A 21898-nucleotide genomic window follows, 5' to 3' on the forward strand; every position below is an offset into this window, starting at 1 on the left:
GCGCTGGCTGCTGCGCTGGATCGCGTTTTTGCGTGCCTGGATGCGGGCGATGGAATGGCCATCCTTTAGCCACGTGCCGCTGTCACAGACGGCACGGGGCGCTTGAAGGGGATTTTTCAGGGACAACCAGTTAGCTTCATTCGAAAGCTGAGCTGGCCGAGTGTGCGGTGCCCTCGCCGCTCGCGGGACACGCCGTGAACACTTCACCCTGTGGGACCGTTGGCGGCATCCATGCCGCCAACGGTCCCGCAATCGGCAAGGACACCGCACCAGACACTTGGTCGGCAGTTCTCATGTGCGAACGCGGTGCGGCTTCACTTGGGCGCAGCAGGCGACCGCAGCTAGTCACATAGCCAGCGAACGTTGCCTATCGCTTGCAAAGACACAACGACCATCTCGACTGGTGGTTGCCCGCTCACCGGCGCGGGACCTTGGCGGCATGGATGCCGCCAAGAAACTTACAAGGACGTACTTGCAGCGTGTCTCGCGATGGTGGGCGGGCAAAGACCCTGCAAATAAGCGGCAGAGCAGTCGCTCTCCACCAGACAGGCCTGCATCTTGCTAGACAAGCTGGCTGAACAGGCCGGCGCCCTGTCGACAGCACCTTGCCGACAAATGTCCGACTCTTGAGTAGGCGCCAAGCTCACCAGCGCAGAGAAAACTGCGGCGGTGTAGTTCCTCGCAGCCCAGCCACAGCAACCCACCCCGCCCTACGCCGGAATCCCGGCGCCATTTCGGCACGCCGCTTGCATCGGTGTGGATGCCTCCCTGGCTGACCGCACCCATGAGCGACTCCGTTACCTCCATCCTCTCGCAGATCCGCAGCTACCAGACGCAGATGGGCCAAGGCCCGATGGGCGCGGTGGGCGATGCGGCGCGCGGCAATCAGATCCAGGGGCTGGCCGGCGCACAGGGAACACCGGCGACCCAGGCACCAAGCTTCAGCGAGACCTTGCGCGGCGCCATCGGCGGCGTCAACGAGGCCCAGCAGAAGGCCGGCGCCCTCTCCAAAGCATTCGAAATGGGCGACCCCAGTGCCGATCTGGCACGGGTCATGGTCGCCTCCCAGCAGTCCCAGGTGGCCTTCCGCGCCACCGTGGAAGTCCGCAACCGTCTCGTCCAGGCTTATCAGGACGTCATGAACATGCCGCTGTAAAGGTTGACGACACATGGCACTCGCGATCAGCAAGGAAAACATGAACCAGAACGCCGAAAAGGCGGGGCAATGGTTCGACCGTGTCCGCAGCCTGCAGATCACCCGCAAGCTGACCATGATGGCGATGATCGCCCTCGCGGTGGCGGCCGGTCTGGCGGTGTTCTTCTGGTCGCAGAAGCCGGGCTATCAGTCGCTGTACACCGGCCTGGATGAAAAGGGCAATGCCGAAGCGGCCGACCTGCTGCGCACCGCGCAGATCCCCTACAAGATCGACCAGGGTACCGGCGCCATTTCGGTACCGCAGGACCGTCTGTACGACGCCCGTCTGAAGCTGGCTGGCTCCGGCCTCACCGGCAAGGAAACCGGTGGCGGCTTCGAACTGATGGAAAAGGACCCGGGTTTCGGCGTCAGCCAGTTCGTGGAAAACGCCCGTTACCAGCACGCACTGGAAACCGAACTCTCGCGCACCATCAGCACCCTGCGCCCGGTCCGCGAGGCCCGTGTGCACCTGGCTATTCCCAAGCCCAGCGCCTTCACCCGCCAGCGCGATGTGGCCAGCGCCTCGGTGGTGCTGGAACTGCGCGGCGGCCAAGGCCTGGAGCGTAACCAGGTCGATGCCATCGTCAATCTGGTGGCCTCCAGCATCCCGGACATGACCCCCGAACGCGTCACCGTGGTCGACCAGAGCGGCCGCATGCTCTCCATCGCCGACCCGAATAGCGACGCTGCCCAGCACGCCGCCCAGTTCGAACAGGTGCGCCGCCAGGAAAGCTCCTACAACCAGCGCATCCGCGAGCTGCTGGAGCCGATGACCGGCCCGGGCCGGGTCAATCCGGAAACCAGCGTGGACATGGATTTCTCGGTGGTCGAAGAAGCGCGCGAGCTCTACAACGGCGAGCCGGCCAAGCTGCGCAGCGAACAGGTCAACGACACCAGCACCACGGCCACCGGCCCGCAGGGCCCTCCGGGTGCCACCAGCAACAGCCCCGGCCAGCCGCCGGCGCCGGCCGCCGCAGGCGCACCGGGCACCCCGGCTGCCGCAAATGGCCAGGCCACCGCAGCGGCCGCGCCGACCGAAAGTTCCAAGAGCGCCACCCGTAACTACGAATTGGACCGAACCTTGCAACACACCCGCCAGCCGGCCGGTCGCATCAAGCGCGTCTCGGTGGCGGTGCTGCTGGACAACGTCCCGCGCCCCGGCGCCAAGGGCAAGATGGTGGAACAGCCGCTCACCGCTGCCGAGCTGACCCGTATCGAAGGCCTGGTCAAGCAGGCAGTGGGCTTCGATGCGGCACGCGGCGACACGGTGTCGGTGATGAATGCCCCGTTCGTACGTGAAGCGGTGGCCGGTGAAGAAGGTCCGAAGTGGTGGGAAGATCCGCGCGTGCAGAACGGTCTGCGCTTGCTGGTCGGTGCGGTGGTGGTGCTGGCGCTGCTGTTCGGTGTGGTGCGCCCCACCCTGCGTCAGCTCACCGGCGTGACCGCGGTCAAGGACAAGCAAGGCAAGGCTGGCAAGGATGGCACTCCACAGAGCGCCGATGTGCGGATGGTCGATGAAGACGATGAACTGCTGCCCCACATGGGCGAGGACACCGCCAGCATCGGGCAGGACCGCAAGACCCCGATCGCCCTGCCGGACGCTTACGAAGAACGCATGCGTGTTGCGCGCGAAGCAGTTAAAGCCGATTCAAAACGTGTTGCACAAGTCGTAAAGGGATGGGTTGCCAGTGAAGCCTGAAGCAGAACCGATGAGTGGCGTGCAGCGTGCTGCGGTGTTGTTGCTGTCGCTTGGGGAAAGCGACGCCGCCGAAGTGCTCAAGCACATGGACCCGAAGGAGGTGCAGAAGATCGGCATCGCCATGGCCACCATGACCGGCATCTCGCGCGACCAGGTCGAAAAGGTGATGGACGACTTCAACGGCGAACTGGCCGGCAAGACCTCGCTGGGCGTGGGCGCCGACGACTACATTCGCAACGTGCTGATCCAGGCGCTGGGCGCCGACAAGGCCGGTGGCCTGATCGACCGCATCCTGCTGGGCCGCAACACCACCGGTCTGGACACCTTGAAGTGGATGGACCCGCGCGCGGTCGCCGACCTGGTGCGCAACGAACACCCGCAGATTATCGCCATCGTCATGGCGCATCTGGACAGCGACCAGGCCGCCGAGGCGCTGAAGCTGCTGCCCGAGCGCACCCGCGCCGACGTGCTGCTGCGCATCGCCACGCTGGACGGCATTCCGCCGAATGCGCTGAGCGAGCTCAACGACATCATGGAGCGTCAGTTTGCCGGCAACCAGAACCTCAAATCGTCCAACGTGGGCGGCATCAAGGTGGCGGCCAACATCCTCAACTTCCTGGACACCGGCGCCGACCAAGGCGTGCTGGGCGAGATCGGCAAGATCGACGCCGACCTGGCCGGCAAGATCCAGGACCTGATGTTCGTGTTCGACAACCTGGTGGACCTGGACGACCGCGGCCTGCAGACGCTGCTGCGCGAAGTCTCTGGCGAGCGCCTGGGCCTTGCCCTGCGCGGCGCCGACGTCAAGGTGCGCGAAAAGATCACCCGCAACATGTCCCAGCGCGCAGCCGAAATCCTGCTCGAAGACATGGAAGCGCGCGGCCCGGTGCGCCTTGCCGACGTGGAAGCGGCGCAGAAAGAAATCCTCACCATCGTCCGCCGCCTGGCTGACGAAGGCGCCATCAGCCTGGGCGGCGCCGGTGCCGAGGCCATGGTATGAACGATGTGGTCACCCGCTGGCTGGCCCCGGACCTGCACCTGGCGGCGGCTGCGCCGGAAGCCGAATTCGACGAACCGGCCGTTTATGAGCCGGTGCTGCGTCCGCCGACCCTGGAAGAGATCCAGGCCATCGAAGACGCCGCTCAGCAGGAAGGTTTCGCGCGCGGGCATGCCGAAGGTTTTGCCCAGGGCCAGGCGGAAGTACGCCGCCTGACCGCGCAGATCGACGGCATCCTGGACAACTTCACTCGCCCGTTGGCGCGGCTGGAAAACGAAGTGGTCGGCGCACTCGGCGAGCTGGCCGTGCGCATCGCCGGCCAGTTGGTCGGGCGTGCCTATCAGGCCGACCCGCAGTTGCTGGCCGAACTGGTCGGCGAGGCGGTCGATGCCGTCGGCGGTGCCGGCCGCGAAGTCGAAGTACGCCTGCACCCGGACGACATCACCGCGCTGCTGCCGCATCTGGCGCCCAGCAGCAGCACCCGCGTGGCCGCGGACATGAGCCTGAGCCGCGGCGACCTGCGCGTGCACGCCGAAAGCGTGCGCATCGACGGCACCCTGGATGCACGCCTGCGCGCCGCGCTGGAGACAGTCATGCGCAAATCCGGAGCGGGCCTGTGAGCGCCCTGTTCGGTGCCACCCCGGCCGATTGGCTGGATGCGCGCAATCTGCGCCTGGCCACCCGCCTGGGCACGCTGGGCCTTGAGCCCACTGCCGGCCGCACCCTGATCCGTGAAGGCATCCTGCGCCGCGCAGTCGGCCTGACCCTGGAAGCCACCGGCTGCGAAGCGCCGATGGGCGCCACCTGCAAGGTCGAAGTCGACGGCGGCTGGGTCGATGCCGAAGTGGTCGGCTTCGCCGGCGAACGCACCTATCTGATGCCCAGCGCCGAACTGCACGGCCTGCTGCCGAATGCGCGCGTGGTGCCCTCGCGGCGCCGCGGCGGCGTGGAAGTGGGCGAAGGCCTGCTCGGCCGTGTCATCGACAGCGACGGCACCCCGCTGGATGGCAAGGGCCCGATCCGCGCCGAAGGCAGCGTCGGCATGGCCGGCGTGTCGATCAACCCGCTGGCGCGCGAACCCATCACCACCTCGCTGGACGTCGGCGTGCGCGCCATCAACGCCATGCTGCCGATCGGCCGCGGCCAGCGCGTGGGCCTGTTCGCCGGTTCGGGCGTCGGTAAATCGACGCTGCTTGGCATGATGACCCGTTTCACCTCGGCCGACGTGATCGTGGTCGGGCTGATCGGCGAACGTGGCCGCGAAGTGCGCGATTTCGTCGAAACCACGCTGGGCGAAGAAGGCCTGCGCCGCGCCGTTGTGGTGGCCGCCCCGGCCGACCGCCCGCCGTTGGCGCGTCTGCACGGCGCCTACCGCGCCACAGCCATTGCCGAATGGTTCCGCGACCAGGGTTTGAACGTCTTGCTGCTGATGGATTCGCTGACCCGCTTCGCCCAGGCGCAGCGCGAGATCGGCCTGTCGGTTGGCGAGCCGCCGACCACCCGCGGCTACCCGCCGTCGGTGTTCGCCAAATTGCCGGCGCTGGTGGAACGGGCCGGCAACGGCGCCAAGGGCCGCGGGTCGATCACCGCGTTCTACACCGTATTGACCGAAGGCGACGACCCGCAAGACCCGATCGCCGACGCCGCCCGCGCCATCCTGGACGGCCACATTCTGCTCTCGCGTCGGGTTGCCGACAGCGGCCTGTACCCGGCTATCGACCTGGAATCCTCGGTCAGCCGCGTGGTGCAGGACATCGCCGACGACACCTGGCGCCTGCGCATCCGCAAGCTCAAGCGGCTGCTCTCGGCCTACACCGCCAACCGCGACCTGATCGCCATCGGCGCCTACCAGCGCGGCAGCGACCCAGCCACCGACGAAGCGTTGGCGCGCTGGCCGGAAATCGTCGAATTCCTTGGGCAGGACGTGCACAAGGCATCGCTCCTGAGCGACAGCCTGTCCGCGCTGCAGCAGCTGGTCGAACCCGAGAATTAATTCATGATGCAGTCCAAACGGATCGACCCATTACTGCGCCGCGCGCAGGAACAGGAAGACAAGGTCGCTCGTGACCTGGCCGAGCGCCAACGCACCCTGGAAACCCACCAGTCGCGCCTGGAAGAGCTGCGCCGCTATGCCGAGGAATACGCCAACAGCCAGATGGCCGGCACCAGCGCGGTTGCGCTGACCAACCGCCGCGCATTTCTGGACCGTCTGGACAGCGCCGTGCTGCAGCAGGCACAGACCGTGCAAAGCAACATCGCCAAGGTCGAAGCAGAGCGTACCCGCCTGCTGCTGGCCAGCCGCGAAAAACAGGTGCTGGAGCAATTGGCCGCCAGCTACCGCGCCCAGGAAAACAAAGTGATCGAACGCCGCGACCAGCGTGAGATGGACGACCTCGGCGCGCGTCGTTCGCGACTGGCCCGTAGCCAAGATACACACGGAGAATCCGCATGAACCCCTTGTCCGCCTTCGCCGCCGGCCTAGGCGCGCTTGCCGGCACCGGCAAGAAATCCAGTTACAGCGACCCCTCGTCCGAACCGGATGCAGGCCAGGACCAGTTCGCGCGCATGCTCAATCCGGCCAACACGCCGCATCAGGCCCCGCCGCAGGCGCCCGAGCGCGTGCCCGCCAAGCAGGCCGCACCCAAGTCCAATCAGTCCGACAACAATCGCAACGACGAAGACAACCACGACGACGCGACCGGCGATGCCACCGCACGGCCGCGGGCGCAGGACGGCGATGCCAAGCCGGCCCAGTCCGGCGCCGCCAAGGACGCGGCGGCTTCCGACAAAAGCACCGCGGCCGCTACCAGCAAGACCGGCAAAAACACCAAAACCGCCACCGCTGCGGCCAGCGAAGACGCGTCAACAGAGGCAGCAGCTGCATCGGCGACCGACGCCGGTTGGCCGCCCGCGGGCCTGGGCGGCTTCGGCATGGGCTTGCTGGCGCAGGCGCTACCGGGCGGCGATGTGCTGGCTGCCGCAGCTGCGGCGCTGACTGCCAGCATGGCCGGCGCAGCCAACGCCGTGGCAACGGCCACCGCACTGCCTACCGATGCAACCGCAGCAAACGCCACCGCCAGCGCGGGTACCGCCCTGCCCGCGCTGGGCGCTCTGGTGCCGGCCGCTGCTGCAGGCGCCAAACCCACCTCGACCACCGCCGTGAGCGGCGACGCGCAGACCGCCGCGCTGATGGGCATGGCCGCCAAGGCGCTGGAACCGGCTGCCGATGACAGCGCCGCCACGGCAGCGCCGGACGCACCGGCGTTCGTGCTGCCGACCACCACCGCGCCGGCGCTCACCCGCCTGCAGGACGCCGCACCCATCTTCAGCGCCTCGCCCACCCCCACCCCGGATCTGGGCAGCGACAACTTCGACGATGCCATCGGCGCACGCATGAGTTGGCTGGCGGACCAGAAGATCGGCCATGCCCATATCAAGGTCACCCCGAACGAGATGGGCCCGGTCGAGGTGCGTCTGCATCTGGACGGCGACAAGGTCAACGCCAGCTTCACCGCCGCCAATGCCGATACCCGCCAGGCGCTGGAACAAAGTCTGCCGCGGTTGCGCGAAATGCTCGGCCAGAATGGCTTCCAGCTGGGCCAGGCCGATGTTGGCCAGCAACAGCAGAACCCGTCCGGCAATCGCACTGGCGGCAATGGCAACGGAAATGGCCTCACTCTGGACGATAGCCCGCCCGTCGGAATTCCGTCGGTGGTGTTACGCCAGCGTGGATTGCTGGACGCCTACGCCTGAGCTTACGCGCCGGGCACGCCCGGCGCAGTTGAAAAACGCGCCTCGGCTGAGTGCCGATGACGCCCCTTCACCCTCGCAGCACAAGGCTTGCGGGGGTTTTTCGGTTTCCACAGCGCCTGCGCCAGGAAACCGACGCCGTTTTGGCATGCCAATTGCATCGACAGGGTGAGCATTCCCCTGGAGCACACTGTGGCAGCGGCCGAAAAACCCAAGAAAACCGAAGACAAAGACGACAAGGGCGAGAAGAAGAAGGGCGGCAAGAAGCCCATTCTGCTGGTCGCCATCGGCGTGGTGGTGCTGGCGGCTGCCGGCGGCGGCGCCTGGTTCTTCTTCGGCCACAAGGACGATGAAAAAGGCGGCAAGCACGCCGCGCCCAAGGTCGCCGAAGTGCCCAAGCCGGCGCAGTACTTCCCGATGGACCCGGCAATCGTGGTCAACCTGGCCGATCCCGGCGATGGCCCGCAGTACCTGCAGGTCGAAGTGCAGCTGGTCACCCGTGACCCGGAAGAGCTCAAGCTCATTACCGAGAACGCCCCGGCCATCCGTGCGCACCTGTTGATGCTGCTGTCGCAGACCAAGGCCACCGACGTTGCCGACCTGGCCGGCAAGCAGAAGCTGCAGAAGGCCGCATTGGCCGAAGCGCAGAAGGTCATGACCAGCGAGACCGGAAAGAAGTGCGTCGAAGAATTGCTGTTCACCAGTTTCGTTACTCAGTAAGGCCCGCCCCATGAGCGTCAGTGATCTGCTTTCCCAGGACGAGATCGATGCCCTGCTGCATGGCGTGGATTCGGGTGCGGTCAACACCGAGCCGGAGCCGCTGCCCGGCGAGGCCCGTCAATACGATCTGTCCAGCCAGGACCGCATCATCCGTGGGCGCATGCCGACCCTGGAGATGGTCAACGAGCGCTTCGCGCGGCTGTGGCGCATCGGCCTGTTCAACCTGATCCGGCGCTCGGCCGACCTGTCGGTGCGCGGCATCGACCTGGTCAAGTTCAACGAGTACATGCACTCGCTGTATGTGCCGACCAACCTCAACCTGATCCGCTTCAAACCGCTGCGTGGCACCGGCCTGATCGTGTTCGAACCCACGTTGGTGTTCACCGTGGTGGACAACTTCTTCGGCGGCGACGGCCGCTATCACACCCGCATCGAAGGCCGCGAATTCACCGCCACCGAGATGCGCGTGGTGCAGCTGATGCTCAAGCAGACTTTCGCCGACTTGAAGGAAGCCTGGGCGCCGGTGATGGACGTGGACTTTGAGTACATCAACTCGGAGATCAACCCGCACTTCGCAAACATCGTCACCCCGCGCGAGTACGTAGTGGTATGCCGCTTCCATGTGGAGCTGGAAGGCGGCGGCGGCGAAATCCACATCACCCTGCCGTATTCGATGCTGGAGCCGATCCGCGAATTGCTCGACGCCGGCATCCAGAGCGACCGCAACGACCGCGACGACTCATGGAACGTGATGCTGCGCGAGCAGCTGGACACCGCCGAGGTGACCCTGTCCAGCGTGCTGGCCAGCAAGCGCATGACCCTGCGTCAGCTCACCGGTTTGAAGGTCGGCGACGTCCTGCCAATCGAGCTGCCCGCCCAGGTGCCGCTGTGCGTGGAAGACATCCCGTTATTCACCGGCGAATTCGGCGTTTCCAATGGCAACAACGCCGTCAAGATCACCGCCGTACGCCCGCCCGGCGTGCAAGCCCCACGCGCCGTTCCATCCCAGGACTCCAGCAAATGATCAATTCCGACATCCTCGACGCCTCGCCTGCCACCTTCGAAAGCCTGCAGGCCGAACACGACCAGAACGCCGCCGACCTCAATCTGGACGTCATCCTGGACGTGCCGGTGACCCTGTCGCTGGAAGTTGGCCGCGCGCGCATTCCGATCCGCAACCTGCTGCAGCTCAACCAGGGTTCGGTGGTGGAACTGGAACGCGGCGCCGGCGAACCGCTGGACGTGTATGTCAACGGCACCCTGATCGCACACGGCGAAGTCGTCGTCATCAACGACCGCTTCGGTATTCGCCTGACCGATGTAGTTAGCCCCAGCGAACGAATCCGGAGGCTGCGGTGATCGGCCTGCTGGCTACCGTTGCGCCCGTCGCGGCCAAGGCCACCCAGGTCGGCACGCAAGCGCCGTCCTCGCCCAGCCTGTTTGGCGCAGTCTTTGCATTGCTATTGGTGCTCGCGCTGATCGTCGGGCTGGGTTGGTTGCTCAAGCGCATGCCCGGCAGCGGATTCCGCAGCACCGAGGGCTTGCGTGTGGTGACCAGCCTGGCAGTCGGTGCCAAGGAACGTGTGGTGGTGGTGGAGGTGAACGGCAAGCAGTTGTTGCTCGGCGTGACCGCCAACGGCATCAGCACCCTGCACACCCTCTCCGAGCCGCTGCCGACCACGCCGGCCCCCACTCTGCCCAATTTCAAGCAACTCCCCAATTTCGCCCAGCTGCTCGCACAGAAGCTGCGCAAGGACCCGTGACATGTTGAGCCGTTGGAATCGTTGGGGGCGCAGTGTGCGCCTGGTGCTGATCCTGCTGGTGATGAGTTGCCCGATGCTGGCCGCGGCCACCCCGGCCGCGCTGCCGGCAATGGCGCAGGCTGCCGCGCCTGCGGCCACCCCGGCTGTGGTGCCGGCCGGTTCCAACCAGTTGCCGTCGCTGCCGAACGTGAGCGTGGGCCGCATCGGCGACCAGCCGGTGAGCCTGCCGCTGCAGACCTTGCTGCTGATGACGGCAATCACCCTGCTGCCATCGATGCTGCTGGTGCTGACCGCCTTTACCCGCATCACCATCGTGCTGGGCCTGCTGCGCCAGGCGCTGGGCACCGGCCAGACGCCGTCCAATCAGGTGTTGCTGGGCCTGTCGATGTTCCTGACCGCGCTGGTGATGATGCCGGTGTGGCAAAAGATGTGGGGCGCCGGCTTGCAGCCTTACCTCAATAACCAGATCGATTTTTCCACCGCCTGGACACTGACCACGCAGCCGCTGCGCGCCTTCATGCTGGCGCAGATCCGCGAGACCGATCTGATGACCTTCGCCGGCATGGCCGGCGACGGCAAATACGCCGGCCCGGACGCCGTACCGTTCCCGGTGCTGGTGGCCTCGTTCGTGACCAGCGAGTTGAAGACCGCCTTCGAAATCGGCTTTTTGATTTTCATCCCGTTCGTGATCATCGACCTGGTGGTGGCCAGCGTGCTGATGTCGATGGGCATGATGATGCTGTCGCCGATGCTGATCTCGGCACCGTTCAAGATTCTGTTGTTCATCCTGGTGGATGGATGGGTGTTGGTGGTGGGAACGCTGGCTGCGAGCTTTAATGCGTCGTAGGTGTGGACGCGCGGTGCGCGCGGTAGCGCTTGTCAGTGAGTTGAGTGTGTCTTGTTGAAGCCGCCGCAGCACAGCTGTAGTGCTCAGGCGCTTGCGGCCTCGTGCTTAGTTGTTGCTTGTTGCTTGTTGCTTGTTGCGTCTTGCTTTTAGGTTCTAGGTTCTTGCTTCTCCGGGGCCCCATACCGCAGCGGCAGGCCATTCGGGTCAAACCCCGCAGGGGCGGCGCGCATGGATGCGCGACGTTTTTCAAAGGGACATGGACGTCCCTTTGAAAAATTCCCGAACGGCCTGCGGACCCGGAGCGCCGCAGGCGCGGAGGGCGCGAGGACGGGGTGTGCTTTCTTTTGGTTACTTTTCTTTGCACAAGCAAAGAAAAGCGACTCGCGCCCGCAGGGCGTGAAAGCATTTGATCTGTATCCGGATCAAATGGACGAGCAAGAGCTACAAGCGAGTGCAAGGCTTTCGTCCCCCTTCGGGGGGCGAGTCACTTTCTTTGCTTATGCAAAGAAAGTGACCAAAGAAACACACCCCGTCCTCGCGCGCCTACGCGCCAAGGCGCTACGGGTACGCAGTCCACGTGGGAATTTTTCTAAGGGACATCCATGTCCCTTAGAAAAACGTCGCGCATCCATGCGCGCCGCCCCTTCGGGGGTTGACCCACGCGGCCTGCCGCTGCGGTATGGGGGATGAAAAGCGAACTGCAAAAGCCAAGCCAGAGCACAGCGACAGCGACAGCGACAGCGACAGCGACAGCGACAGCGACAGCGATCGACAGTGCAACACGAGGCAACTCAGACCCCGTTTCCCAACCGATCCCGAATCACGAATCTCGACTCCCCGCCCCTTTGGCATCCCACTTGCATCAGCACTCCCATGAGCCCTGAAATCGCCCTGACTGAATTACGTGGTGGCCTGGTCACCGTCCTGTGGATTGCCGGGCCGATGTTGCTGGCCGTGCTGGTGGTTGGTGTGGTGATTGGCGTGGTGCAAGCCGCCACCCAATTGAACGAGCCGACCATTGCCTTCGTGGCCAAGGCCGTGGCGTTGACGGCCACCCTGTTTGCCACCGGCAGCATGCTGTTGGGGCATCTGGTCGAGTTCACCATTGCGCTGTTCCAGCGCATACCGCATTTGATCGGCTAGCGGGCCAGCGCGGATGGATTCTGCAACCCAAATGGTGATCGACGGCCAACGCGCGTTTGCGATGGTCGGGGCGATCATGTGGACCATGCTGCGCACCGGTGCGTTGCTGACTGCGATGCCGTTGATCGGCACGCGCGCAGTACCCGGCCGGGTGCGGGTAATGCTGGCAGGCACGCTGGCGATGGTGCTGGCGCCGATCCTGCCGCCGGTGCCGGAGTGGGACGGTTTTACCGCGCAGGCAGTGCTGAGCATTGCGCGCGAGCTGGCGGTCGGGGCGAGCATGGGCTTCATGTTGAAGCTGATTTTCGAAGCCGGCGCATTGGCCGGCGAACTGGTGTCGCAGTCCACGGGTTTGTCATTCGCACAGATGTCCGACCCCATGCGCGGCGTAACCTCCGGCGTGATCGCGCAGTGGTTCTATATCGGTTTCGGGCTGCTGTTCTTCGCGGCCAACGGGCATCTGGCAGTGATCGCACTGCTGGTGGACAGCTACAAAGCCTTGCCGATCGGCACTGCCTTGCCCGATGCCGGCGCATTCGCAGAAGTGGCGCCGACTTTGTTCCTGCAGATCCTGCGCGGCGGGCTGACCCTGGCCTTGCCGATGATGGTGGCGATGCTGGCGGTCAATCTGGCCTTCGGCGCGCTGGCCAAGGCAGCGCCGGCATTGAATCCGGTGCAGTTGGGCTTGCCGCTGACGGTGTTGCTGGGGCTGTTCCTGCTGTCGAGCTTCGCCAGCGAATTCGCCCCGCCCGTGCAACGCATGTTCGATACCGCCTTCGATGCCGCCAGAGAACTGACTGCCTGATTGCGTACCGACTGCAGTGGCCGGAAGAAGCCAGCCAGCTAGCTGGCACACGCAATGCGTTGATCGCCCCGCTCCATCGTTACACCCGCACCACCGTGAATCGCCTCAAGTTTCTGAATGCGCAGCCGTCAAAGCCCCTGCACGATGACGCTGCGTATCGTCGTCCAACACAAGCCCACTCCACGGGAACCAATGCTCACTGTGTTTCCACTGTTGGCTCCCATGCGTTCGCAAGATGCTCGCCTGCGGGTACGGGCGTGGCTGCTGCTGGCGGCACTGTTGATCTGCGGCAGCAGCTGGGCGCAAACCTATAGCTTCCGTGATTACGCCCAGGCCGATGGTCTGCAGGGCATGACCATCAACAGCCTGCTTGAAGACCGCCAGGGCGTGGTTTGGGTGGGCACCGAGCTAGCGCTGCATCGCTTTGAACGCGAACGTTTCACCCCAATCGGCCAGCAAAGCGGGCTGGATGCGCGTTATATCCGCGCGCTTGGGCTGGATGCGGCAGGGCGGCTATGGGTGTCCAGCGCCAATGGCCTGTTCGTCCGCCAGGGCAATGACTTCGTGCAGGTACTGCGCGATGGCAAGCCGATCCGCGCCGACAGCGGCAATGTTGTTGCCGCCTACGCCGATGGCGTGGTGGTGGTCAGCGAAGACAGTCTGCTGCGGCTGTCGCCGAGCGCCGGCGGCGGCTGGTCGGTCCACCCGCTGCCCCTGCAACTGGCCGATGGCCGCATCTTGCCGGCCGGCAGGGCTTTGCTGGCTGACGGAACCGCGTTATGGGCCAGTTGCGGCCTGCACGTCTGCCGGATCGACACCGACGGCAAGATTACCCTGCTGTCCGAAGCCGAAGGCGTGCCGGAACGGCAATGGCGCGCCATCTTTCGTGATCACCTGGGCACTCTGTGGTTACGCGGCGGCGGGCTGGTGCTCTCACGTGCCGCTGACGAGCAGGTGTTTCGCAATCGTCCGGCGCCGGCAGGCACCCGATTCGATACCCTCTCTGGGGCCACAACGCTGTCGGAAGATACGCAGGGCCGTCTGCTGACGCGCTCTGACCGCGGGCTGGTGCGTTGGGAAGGCGACCACTGGCGCTACTTCGGCCAAAGCCAGGGGCTGCAGATCAGCCCCATGGTCGGCCCGCTGATGATGCAAAGCACCGGCCAGCTGTGGATCGGCACGCGCGGCCTGGGTGTGCAGCGCTGGCTGGGCTACGGCAACATCGAACACTGGGACGAAAGCCAGGGCCTGGCCGAAGCGCCGACCTGGGCCAGCCAGCGGCTGCCCAGCGGTGAGCTGCTGGTCGGCGGCGATGCCGGATCGAATGTGCTGGATCCGCGCAGCGGACGCATGCGGCCGTGGACGCTGGAAAACGGCCAACCCTTGCTGCAGTCCGTGTCCATTGCGCTCTCGCCGGAAGACGGCGCGGCCTGGGTAGCGCGCTCGTCCGGCGCCGTGGCGCGGCGCGACCCGCGCAGCGGCAAGACCAACGATGTGCTGCACCTCGACCTGCCCATCAACAAGCTGATGTTCGATACCGCCGGCACCTTGTGGATCACCACGCCGCATGGGCTCTATCGCGTGCAGCGCGGCAGCCCGCTGAAGGCCGAGCGCGAAGTGGCACTGCCGGCCGCCTTCGTCGGCGATATCGACCTAGACACCCACGGGCGGCTGTGGGCCAGCACCCGGGAAGGCCTGTATTTGCAGGCAAAAACCGGCGCATGGCAGCGCGTGCAGGTGCGCGGCGATCTGCCCAGCCAGGATTTCTTCCTGCTCGATTTCAGCGCCGACGGCGAGCTGTGGCTCTCGCTGCGCGATACCGGGCTATGGCATGGCCGGCTGCAAACGGACGGCGTGTTGACCCTTGCCGCCGTGGCCGACCCACTGGTGGCGCGTGTGATGCCCTTCATCCTGCGCCACGACAGCAAGGGCCGGCTGTGGCTGGGCAGCAGCCAGGGCCTGGATCTGTACCAAAACGGGAAGTGGTCGCGTATCACGCGCACCGAAGGCCTGTTGTGGGACGACGTGTCGGCCAATGCATTTTTCGAAGATACCGATGGCAGCATCTGGCTCGGCAGCAGCCGTGGCCTCACCCACCTGCTCGACCCGATGCGCGCATTCGCCGCGCCGCCGCTACGGGCGGAGATTCTGCATGTGCGCCGTGGCAGCCAGATACTGCTGCCGCAAGCGCGGACCGAGTGGTCGCAGGTGCCGCTGGACGTGGAAGTCAGCACCCCGGGCGCAGAAGGCGGCCCAGACCGTGTCAGCTTCCGGTATCGGGTCGAAGGCCAGCAGGCCAGTTGGACCAGCACCTCGCTCAGCCACCTCACCTATCCGCTGCTGCCGCCGGGCAATTACACGCTGGAAGTGCAGGCAATGGATGCTTATCAGCGCAGCAGCAGCCCGATCACCCGCTTCGATTTCGAACTGACACCGCCGTGGTGGCGGGGCGTGCCGGCCATCGTCGGCTACGTGCTGCTGAGTATCCTGGCGGTGATCGCGCTGCTGCGTTGGCGCACCGCCAAACTGCTGCGGCGCAAGCGCGAACTGGAGCAGTTGGTGGCCGAGCGCACCGCCGAGCTGGAACAGGACAAGCGCGAGCTGGAAGCCGCGCGCGCCGAACTCTCGCTCAAGGCTACCCACGACGAACTCACCGGCCTGCTAAACCGCGCCGGCATCCTGGCCGCGCTGCGCGAGATGCTGCTGCATGCCGCGCGCAGCGGGCGGCCGCTGGCAGTGGTGCTGATCGATCTGGATCACTTCAAGCTGGTCAACGATCAACATGGCCATCTGGCCGGCGACGCCGTGCTGGCCGGGGTCGGCCGCCGCATGGATACGCTGGTGCGCGGCGACGACCGCATCGGCCGTTACGGCGGCGAAGAATTGCTGGCGCTGCTGCCGGGGTTGAACCCGGATGCCACGCATCGGCTGGAAGCCCTGCACCGCGACATCTGCGGCGACTACCCCATCGATGGCGGCTGGCTGCACGTGACCTGCTCGATCGGTGTGGCCTGGTTCCAGCCTGGCGAAACGCTCGAGCAACTGCTGGCACGTGCCGACGCCGCGCTGTACAGCGCCAAGCGCAGTGGCCGCAATCGGATCGATTACGACCACGTGCCGCTGGATAGTTTTGACCAGGAGTGACGGCAGGTTTTGACGCTGGACCGGCAGCACCACAGGTGACGTAGCCGCGCGTTGCAATCCACCCAACGCAAACGCCTACGGCAGGTCAGCACTCACTACGCATCGTACTGCTACGCGCTTTTGGAAACTCCTGCAGGGATTGCGTATGGGTCAAGCGTGCGCACACACGTGACCAGCGCCGTACACCACCACCCAGCGAACAGCCGCGTTCGCCAGATCCTCACACCGTCATGCTTGCTGAAGCATTAAAGAAATACGCGTTAGCAGCCGCTAGTTGTTCCCATGCGGCCTGCTTTTGGGGGCTGCCAATGGCAAGCGTGAGACACCGCGCGAGGGGCGCGGACCGCATGCGCCGATGCGTGGGAGATTGCAACGTCCGTGGGGTTTCAGCAGCGCCAATGGAGGTCGTCGCACCGGCGTGCACCGTTTGCCGTGGTGTTGCTGTTGGCGTTGCTGTCGGTGGCGAATCTGGCTGGCGCGCAGAGCATCAGCATCCGGCGCTATGCCCACGACCAAGGCCTGCTCGGGCTTGCAGGCACCTGCCTGCTGCAGACCCGCGCCACCTTGCTGTGGGTGTGCACCGAGAGCGGGCTGTATCGCTATAACGGGCGCATCTTTCAACAGATTCAGCTGGATGGCCTGCGCAACGAGCCCACCACCTCGATGACCGAAACCGCCGATGGGCGGTTGTGGGTGGCAGGGTTCCAGGCCTTGTTCGTCGGCGACGAACACGGGTTCCGCAAACTGGCGCCGGATGAAGCCCAGCACCTGCAGGACGAGATGCAGCTCGCCAGCCTGCCCTGGGGCACGGTGCTGGCCAATGGCGGGGCTCTGGAAATCCTGCAGCCCCGCGCCAACGGCCACTGGCAGACCCAACCGTTGCTGGATACCGCAACCCGCGTGCGCGTTCCCGAGTTGTCCAAGGTGTTCACCCTGTCGGTGGATGGCAACACGCTGTGGGCGGGTTGCGCACGCAAGCTGTGCGCCATCGATGCGCAGCGCAAGGTGGAGGTGTTCGGGCCCGAACATGGGGTGCCGGACGACCGTTGGTACAGCGTGTTGCGCGACCACGACGGCGGGCTATGGGTGCGCGGTGCCGGCACCCTGCTCTATCGCGCCCCCGGGGCGACTACCTTCAGTGTTCGCTCGCTCCCGCTGCTGGATGGCAGCACGGTCGGGCGGCCGGCGCCGCTGGTGATGGACCGCGAGGGACGCGTGCTGGTGCGTCGTAACGACGGCCTGGTGCGTTGGGAAAACGGCCACTGGCGCAGCTTTGGCGCGGACAATGGGCTACCACCCGGCAGCAGCGATGCGATCGTGGTGGACCGCGACGGTGATGTCTGGATGACCGTCGATGGCGAAGGTCTGGTGCGCTGGGCCGGCTACGAATGGATCGAAAACTGGGACGCCTCGCAAGGCATGCCGGCCGCGCCGACCTGGTCGATCGCCCGCGACGTGCAAGGCGCGCTGCTGGTCGGCAATGAACACGGCATCGGCCGCCAGACCGATCCGGATGGACGCTTCGTCCCGGCCCTGCATAACGCCGGCATCCAGATCGTGGGCATGCAGCGCAGCCAAGACGGCAGTCTGTGGACCCTCAGTTCGGCCGGTTTCCTGCGCCGCACGTGGCCGGACGGGCACAGCGCGGAAATCGCCAAACTGCCTCGCGCTGGGCGTCGCCTGCTGATCGACCGCCAGGGCCGGTTGTGGATGCTTAGTGCCGGTGGCCTGTTCGTGATCGAGCACCCGCTCGACGGCGGCAGCATGCAGGCCGTGGCCGACATGCCTGCCATCGCCTGCACCGATGTCCAGCAAACCGCCGACGGAACGCTGTGGGTATCCACCGCCAACGGTTTGTTCCGATTGCAGAATGGGCAATGGTCCAAGGTCAAGGTCAAGGTTAACGGCGGCGCGCCCGAGCCATGGATCAGCAAGTTCCACATCAGCGACAGCGGTGAGGTGTGGCTGGCCTTCTATCGCCCCGGCCTGTGGCACGGCATGTTGTTGCGCGGCAGCCTGGACCTGCAGGAAATCCGTGATGATGCGCTGCGCGATGTCAGCGTCTACCTGCTGCGTGGCGACAGCGCCGGCCGGGTCTGGGTGGGCCATGCGGGCGGCGTGGAGGTCTACGACGGTGAGCGATGGGCGCATCTATCGCAGTCGCAGGGGTTGATTTGGGATGACGTCTCCGAGGCGGCGTTTGCCGAAGATCCGGATGGCTCGATCTGGATCGGCACCGCACGCGGAGTGAGCCACCTAAGCGACCCGGCGCGCCTGTTCGACGAGCGCCAGCCGAGCGTGCATATCGACAGCCTCAGCCGCGGCGGCATGCCCGTGCAGCGCGGGCAACTGCTGGGCTGGAGCGATCGACCCCTGCATATCGAATTGTCGACCATGGAAGTCTACGACGACCCCAGCCGCCTGACCGTGCGTTATCGCCTGCTTGGCCTGCACGACCAATGGATTCAGAGCGACAACCTGTCCATCGACCAGCCGCCGCTGCCCTCCGGGCATTTCCGCCTGCAGGTCCAGGTGCTGGACCGCTACCGTCGCACCGTATCGCCCATCGCGGATCTACCCTTTGCGGTTGCGCCCCTGTGGTGGCGCAGCCCGCCGGCGATCGCGTTGTATGTGTTGATCGGCAGCGGTCTGCTGATCGGCCTGTGGCGCTGGCGGCATCGCCATCTGGTAGCGCGCGAACGCATGCTGGCCGAATTGGTGGCCGAGCGCACTTACCAGCTGGAGCGCGAAAAACGCGAACTGGAAAGCGCACGTGCGGCATTGGCCTTGAAGGCCAGCCACGACGCGTTGACCGGCCTGCTCAATCGCTCCGGCATCCTGGAAGCGATGGCCGAAGAACTGCAGGGCTGCGCGCACGGCGAGCATCCACTGGCGGTGGTGCTGATCGATCTGGATCACTTCAAACAGGTCAACGATGGACACGGGCACCTGGTCGGCGATGCGGTGCTGGCCAAGGTGGGCGCACGGCTGACGGCCTGCCTGCGCGATTCGGACAAGGTGGGCCGTTACGGCGGTGAAGAATTGCTGCTGTTATTGCCGGGCATGACCCAACAGAGCCAGCACCGGCTGCGTGCCATCCACGAAGCGCTCAGCCTGGCCCCGTACGAGGTGGGTACCGCACGCCCACTGCAGGTGACCTGTTCGGTGGGCGTGTCCTGGTATCGCGTCGGCGACACTGCCGCTTCGTTGCTGGCGCGTGCCGACGAGGCGCTGTATCGCGCCAAGCGTTCCGGCCGTAATCGCATCGAACCGGAAGAACCGGAAAGTTCGGTGGCATGAGCCGCGCAGGCAGCTACCACGCCATGCCAGCTCACGCGCAAAGGATGTAGCGCACACGCTTCCAGTGCCGATATCCGGCACGCCGGCAGTTGAAACGCGCGAACGCGCTGTGATTGCGCATGTCGCCAGCGCACGCCGGTCGGCCGCAGCAGGTTCAAGCGTGCCGTATCCTAGTGGCAACGCACCGTTGATGACATCGGCCGCTCCCCTGCGCTCAAGAAGTTGCGCAAGGGGTCGCTAGGTCTGGGGCAACGCGTCTTTCGACGTTGGAATTGGATAGGTGGTCGGAACCTACAACCTTGGCATGGTGATGCTGTCGCTGGTGGTGGCCGTGATGGCCTCCTTCACCGCGCTGCAACTGGCCGCACATATGACCGCCAGCCGTGGCGGCATCGCAGCCGCGTGGCTGGTGGGCGGCGCCATTGCCATGGGAATTGGCATCTGGTCGATGCACTTTATCGGCATGCTGGCGTTCCGCCTGCCGATTCCAGTGGGCTACGACCTGGCATTGACGCTCTACTCGATGCTGGCGGCAATCCTGGCCTCGGCGCTAGCCCTCTGGCTGAGCTCGCGCGCGGATCTGCCGTGGCCACGGCTCGGCCTGGGTGCGCTGTTGATGGGGTTGGGCATTGCGCTGATGCATTACATGGGCATGGGCGCGCTGCGCATGGTGCCGTCCATTCGCTATGACTCGCTGCTGTTCGGGTTGTCGATCTCCATCGCCATCGGCGCCTCTGCCGCCGCGTTGTGGATCGCGTTCCGGCTGCGCCACCACGGGCGCCGCTCCAGCTTGCGCCTGATCGCCGCCTTGATCATGGGCGGGGCCATCGTGGGCATGCATTACACCGGCATGGCCGCCGCCCAGTTCGCGCCCGGCAGCATATGTGGCGCGGTCGCCGATACGCATCTGCCGTTGTCGTGGCCGGCGGTGGCGGTGGTGCTGGTAACTCTTGTCTCGCTGACGCTGGCTTTGGTCATCTCGTTGCTATCGGTCCGCTTTCAGCAGCGGACCGACGTGCTGGCGCAATCGCTGGCCAAGGCCAATGCCGACCTCGCCCTGGCGGCGCTTCACGACCCACTCACCCGCCTGCCCAACCGCGTACTGCTGCACGAGCATCTCCTGCAGAACCTCGAACGCGCCCAGCGCGACGGGCAGCGCTTTGCGGTGATGCTGATCAACCTGGACGGCTTCAAAGTGATCAACGACGGCTACGGCCATCAGCTGGGCGACCGCCTGCTGGTGGTAGTGGCCGAACGCTTGAACGCGCACCGGCGTGCGAACGGCAGCCTGGCGCGGCTGGGCGCGGACGAGTTTGTACTGGTGGCCGACATGGCCGACACGGAAGATGCCGCCGCGCTCGCTGCGCATGTGGTACAAGCCCTGGCGGTGCCGTTTCTGGTCTCCAACCACGAGTTGCGGCTGAGCAGCAGCGTCGGCATTGCGCTGTACCCGGAAGACGCCAACAGCGGTCCCCAGCTCCTGACGCATGCCGACGCGGCGATGAACCACGCCAAGCACGCCGGCCGCAACCGCTACAGCTTTTTCGAACGCTCGATGACGGCCACCACCCGCGACCGCCTGCAGTTGCTGCAGGAACTGCCGCGCGCGCTGGAGCTGGGCCAGTTCGTGCTGCATTACCAGCCCAAATACTGCGCCGAGGATGGCCGCCCGATCGGCGCTGAAGCACTGATCCGCTGGCAGCACCCCGAACGCGGCCTGGTGCCGCCGGACAGCTTTATCCCGCTGGCCGAACGCAGCGGCATGATCGGCCTGCTCGGCAGTTGGGTGCTGCGGCAAGCCTGCCGCCAGATGCGCGACTGGCGGCAGGCCGGGCACGGCGACTGGCGGGTGGCGGTCAACCTATCGGCCCTGCAACTGGCCTCGCCCAGCTTGCTGGACGAAGTGGCCACCACGCTCAGCGAGTTCACGCTGGCACCGGGCCAGCTCACCCTGGAAATCACCGAAACCATGGCCATGCGCGACGCCGAGGCCTGCCTGCGCACCCTGGGCCAGCTCAACGCGCTGGGCGTGCGCATCGCCATCGACGACTTCGGCACCGGCTATTCCAACCTGCTGTACCTGCGCAAGCTGCCGGCGCACGAGCTCAAGATCGACCGCAGCTTCGTGCAGGCCATGGACAGCAGTGCCGAAGACATCGCCATTGTGGCCGCCGTGGTGGCGCTGGCCCACACCATGCGTCTGCAGGTAGTGGCCGAAGGCGTGGAAACCACCGCCCAGCGCAATACCCTGGAACGGCTGGGCTGCGACCAGCTGCAGGGCTATCTGCTGGGCCGCCCGATGGACGCCGAACGCTTCATCGCCACCGTGGTCGCCCCGCGCGACGGCCCACGCCACCTGGCGAGCTGAGCAACAGACGGCGTCGAGCGACCGCCCACCCAGCCTCCAGGCTCAACGACGCCCTGGCCAGGCATCGATCTGGACTGCCGCAGAAACGTACCAGCTCCGATGCGCTGCCCTCCCCGCCAGGCAGCCCCCACACGCCGCAATTCCAACCGCAGCGATCGCTTTTCCGA

Annotated in this window: 17 protein-coding genes; all 17 read left to right on the forward strand. The window is 65.7% G+C overall.

The genetic code is table 11. From position 1 onward, the window contains the following. Positions 1 to 784: 784 nt before the first annotated feature. The 17 genes from fliE to NX05_RS18160 all read left to right on the forward strand — a co-directional run bounded on the left by fliE (position 785) and on the right by NX05_RS18160 (position 21731). A complete protein-coding gene (gene fliE, locus NX05_RS18080; protein WP_010373676.1) occupies positions 785 to 1156 on the forward strand; it encodes a flagellar hook-basal body complex protein FliE in 372 nt (123 codons plus the stop codon). Between the two features lie 13 nt (positions 1157 to 1169). After that, the gene (gene fliF, locus NX05_RS18085; protein WP_010373678.1) at positions 1170 to 2894 is read left to right on the forward strand and encodes a flagellar basal-body MS-ring/collar protein FliF; all 1725 of its coding nucleotides are present in this window, start codon (positions 1170 to 1172) and stop codon (positions 2892 to 2894) included. A gap of 10 nt (positions 2895 to 2904) precedes the next feature. Then, positions 2905 to 3894: a flagellar motor switch protein FliG gene (gene fliG, locus NX05_RS18090; protein WP_010373680.1), complete on the forward strand. Its 990-nt coding sequence runs from the start codon at positions 2905 to 2907 to the stop codon at positions 3892 to 3894. Next, the gene (locus NX05_RS18095) at positions 3891 to 4511 is read left to right on the forward strand and encodes a FliH/SctL family protein (protein ID WP_039432409.1); all 621 of its coding nucleotides are present in this window, start codon (positions 3891 to 3893) and stop codon (positions 4509 to 4511) included. The genes fliG and NX05_RS18095 overlap by 4 nt, the downstream gene beginning before the upstream one ends. Then, positions 4508 to 5884 carry a flagellar protein export ATPase FliI gene (fliI, locus tag NX05_RS18100; protein WP_010373683.1) on the forward strand — a complete coding sequence of 459 codons (1377 nt, stop codon included), beginning with the start codon at positions 4508 to 4510 and terminating at the stop codon, positions 5882 to 5884. The genes NX05_RS18095 and fliI overlap by 4 nt, the downstream gene beginning before the upstream one ends. Positions 5885 to 5887: 3 nt before the next feature. Beyond that, the gene (gene fliJ, locus NX05_RS18105; protein ID WP_017115175.1) at positions 5888 to 6343 is read left to right on the forward strand and encodes a flagellar export protein FliJ; all 456 of its coding nucleotides are present in this window, start codon (positions 5888 to 5890) and stop codon (positions 6341 to 6343) included. Next, positions 6340 to 7644: a flagellar hook-length control protein FliK gene (locus NX05_RS18110; RefSeq protein ID WP_039432410.1), complete on the forward strand. Its 1305-nt coding sequence runs from the start codon at positions 6340 to 6342 to the stop codon at positions 7642 to 7644. Before fliJ ends, NX05_RS18110 begins: the two co-directional genes overlap by 4 nt. A 165-nt stretch (positions 7645 to 7809) precedes the next feature. Next, entirely contained in the window at positions 7810 to 8361 is a 552-nt protein-coding gene (locus NX05_RS18115) for a flagellar basal body-associated FliL family protein (RefSeq protein WP_172645704.1), read from the forward strand. Positions 8362 to 8371: 10 nt separating this feature from the next. After that, on the forward strand, positions 8372 to 9385 hold the full coding sequence (gene fliM, locus NX05_RS18120) for a flagellar motor switch protein FliM (protein ID WP_010380941.1): 1014 nt from the start codon (positions 8372 to 8374) through the stop codon (positions 9383 to 9385). Then, a complete protein-coding gene (gene fliN / locus NX05_RS18125) occupies positions 9382 to 9720 on the forward strand; it encodes a flagellar motor switch protein FliN (RefSeq protein WP_010373746.1) in 339 nt (112 codons plus the stop codon). Before fliM ends, fliN begins: the two co-directional genes overlap by 4 nt. Next, on the forward strand, positions 9717 to 10124 hold the full coding sequence (gene fliO, locus NX05_RS18130; protein WP_039432412.1) for a flagellar biosynthetic protein FliO: 408 nt from the start codon (positions 9717 to 9719) through the stop codon (positions 10122 to 10124). The genes fliN and fliO overlap by 4 nt, the downstream gene beginning before the upstream one ends. 1 nt (position 10125) lies before the next feature. After that, positions 10126 to 10971, forward strand: a complete 846-nt coding sequence (fliP, locus tag NX05_RS18135; protein ID WP_039432415.1) for a flagellar type III secretion system pore protein FliP — start codon at positions 10126 to 10128, stop codon at positions 10969 to 10971. Positions 10972 to 11844: 873 nt separating this feature from the next. Next, positions 11845 to 12114: a flagellar biosynthetic protein FliQ gene (locus tag NX05_RS18140; RefSeq protein WP_005917968.1), complete on the forward strand. Its 270-nt coding sequence runs from the start codon at positions 11845 to 11847 to the stop codon at positions 12112 to 12114. A 13-nt stretch (positions 12115 to 12127) separates the two neighbouring features. Further along, on the forward strand, positions 12128 to 12919 hold the full coding sequence (fliR, locus tag NX05_RS18145) for a flagellar biosynthetic protein FliR (protein ID WP_039432418.1): 792 nt from the start codon (positions 12128 to 12130) through the stop codon (positions 12917 to 12919). A gap of 222 nt (positions 12920 to 13141) precedes the next feature. Continuing rightward, entirely contained in the window at positions 13142 to 16063 is a 2922-nt protein-coding gene (locus tag NX05_RS18150; protein WP_039432419.1) for a diguanylate cyclase domain-containing protein, read from the forward strand. A 378-nt stretch (positions 16064 to 16441) separates the two neighbouring features. Beyond that, positions 16442 to 19363, forward strand: a complete 2922-nt coding sequence (locus NX05_RS18155) for a diguanylate cyclase domain-containing protein (RefSeq protein ID WP_039432421.1) — start codon at positions 16442 to 16444, stop codon at positions 19361 to 19363. 280 nt (positions 19364 to 19643) lie between these two features. After that, positions 19644 to 21731: a putative bifunctional diguanylate cyclase/phosphodiesterase gene (locus tag NX05_RS18160; protein ID WP_039432422.1), complete on the forward strand. Its 2088-nt coding sequence runs from the start codon at positions 19644 to 19646 to the stop codon at positions 21729 to 21731. The last annotated feature ends 167 nt before the right edge of the window (positions 21732 to 21898 follow it).

Source organism: Xanthomonas vasicola, from assembly GCF_000772705.2.
GTDB lineage: Bacteria > Pseudomonadota > Gammaproteobacteria > Xanthomonadales > Xanthomonadaceae > Xanthomonas > Xanthomonas vasicola.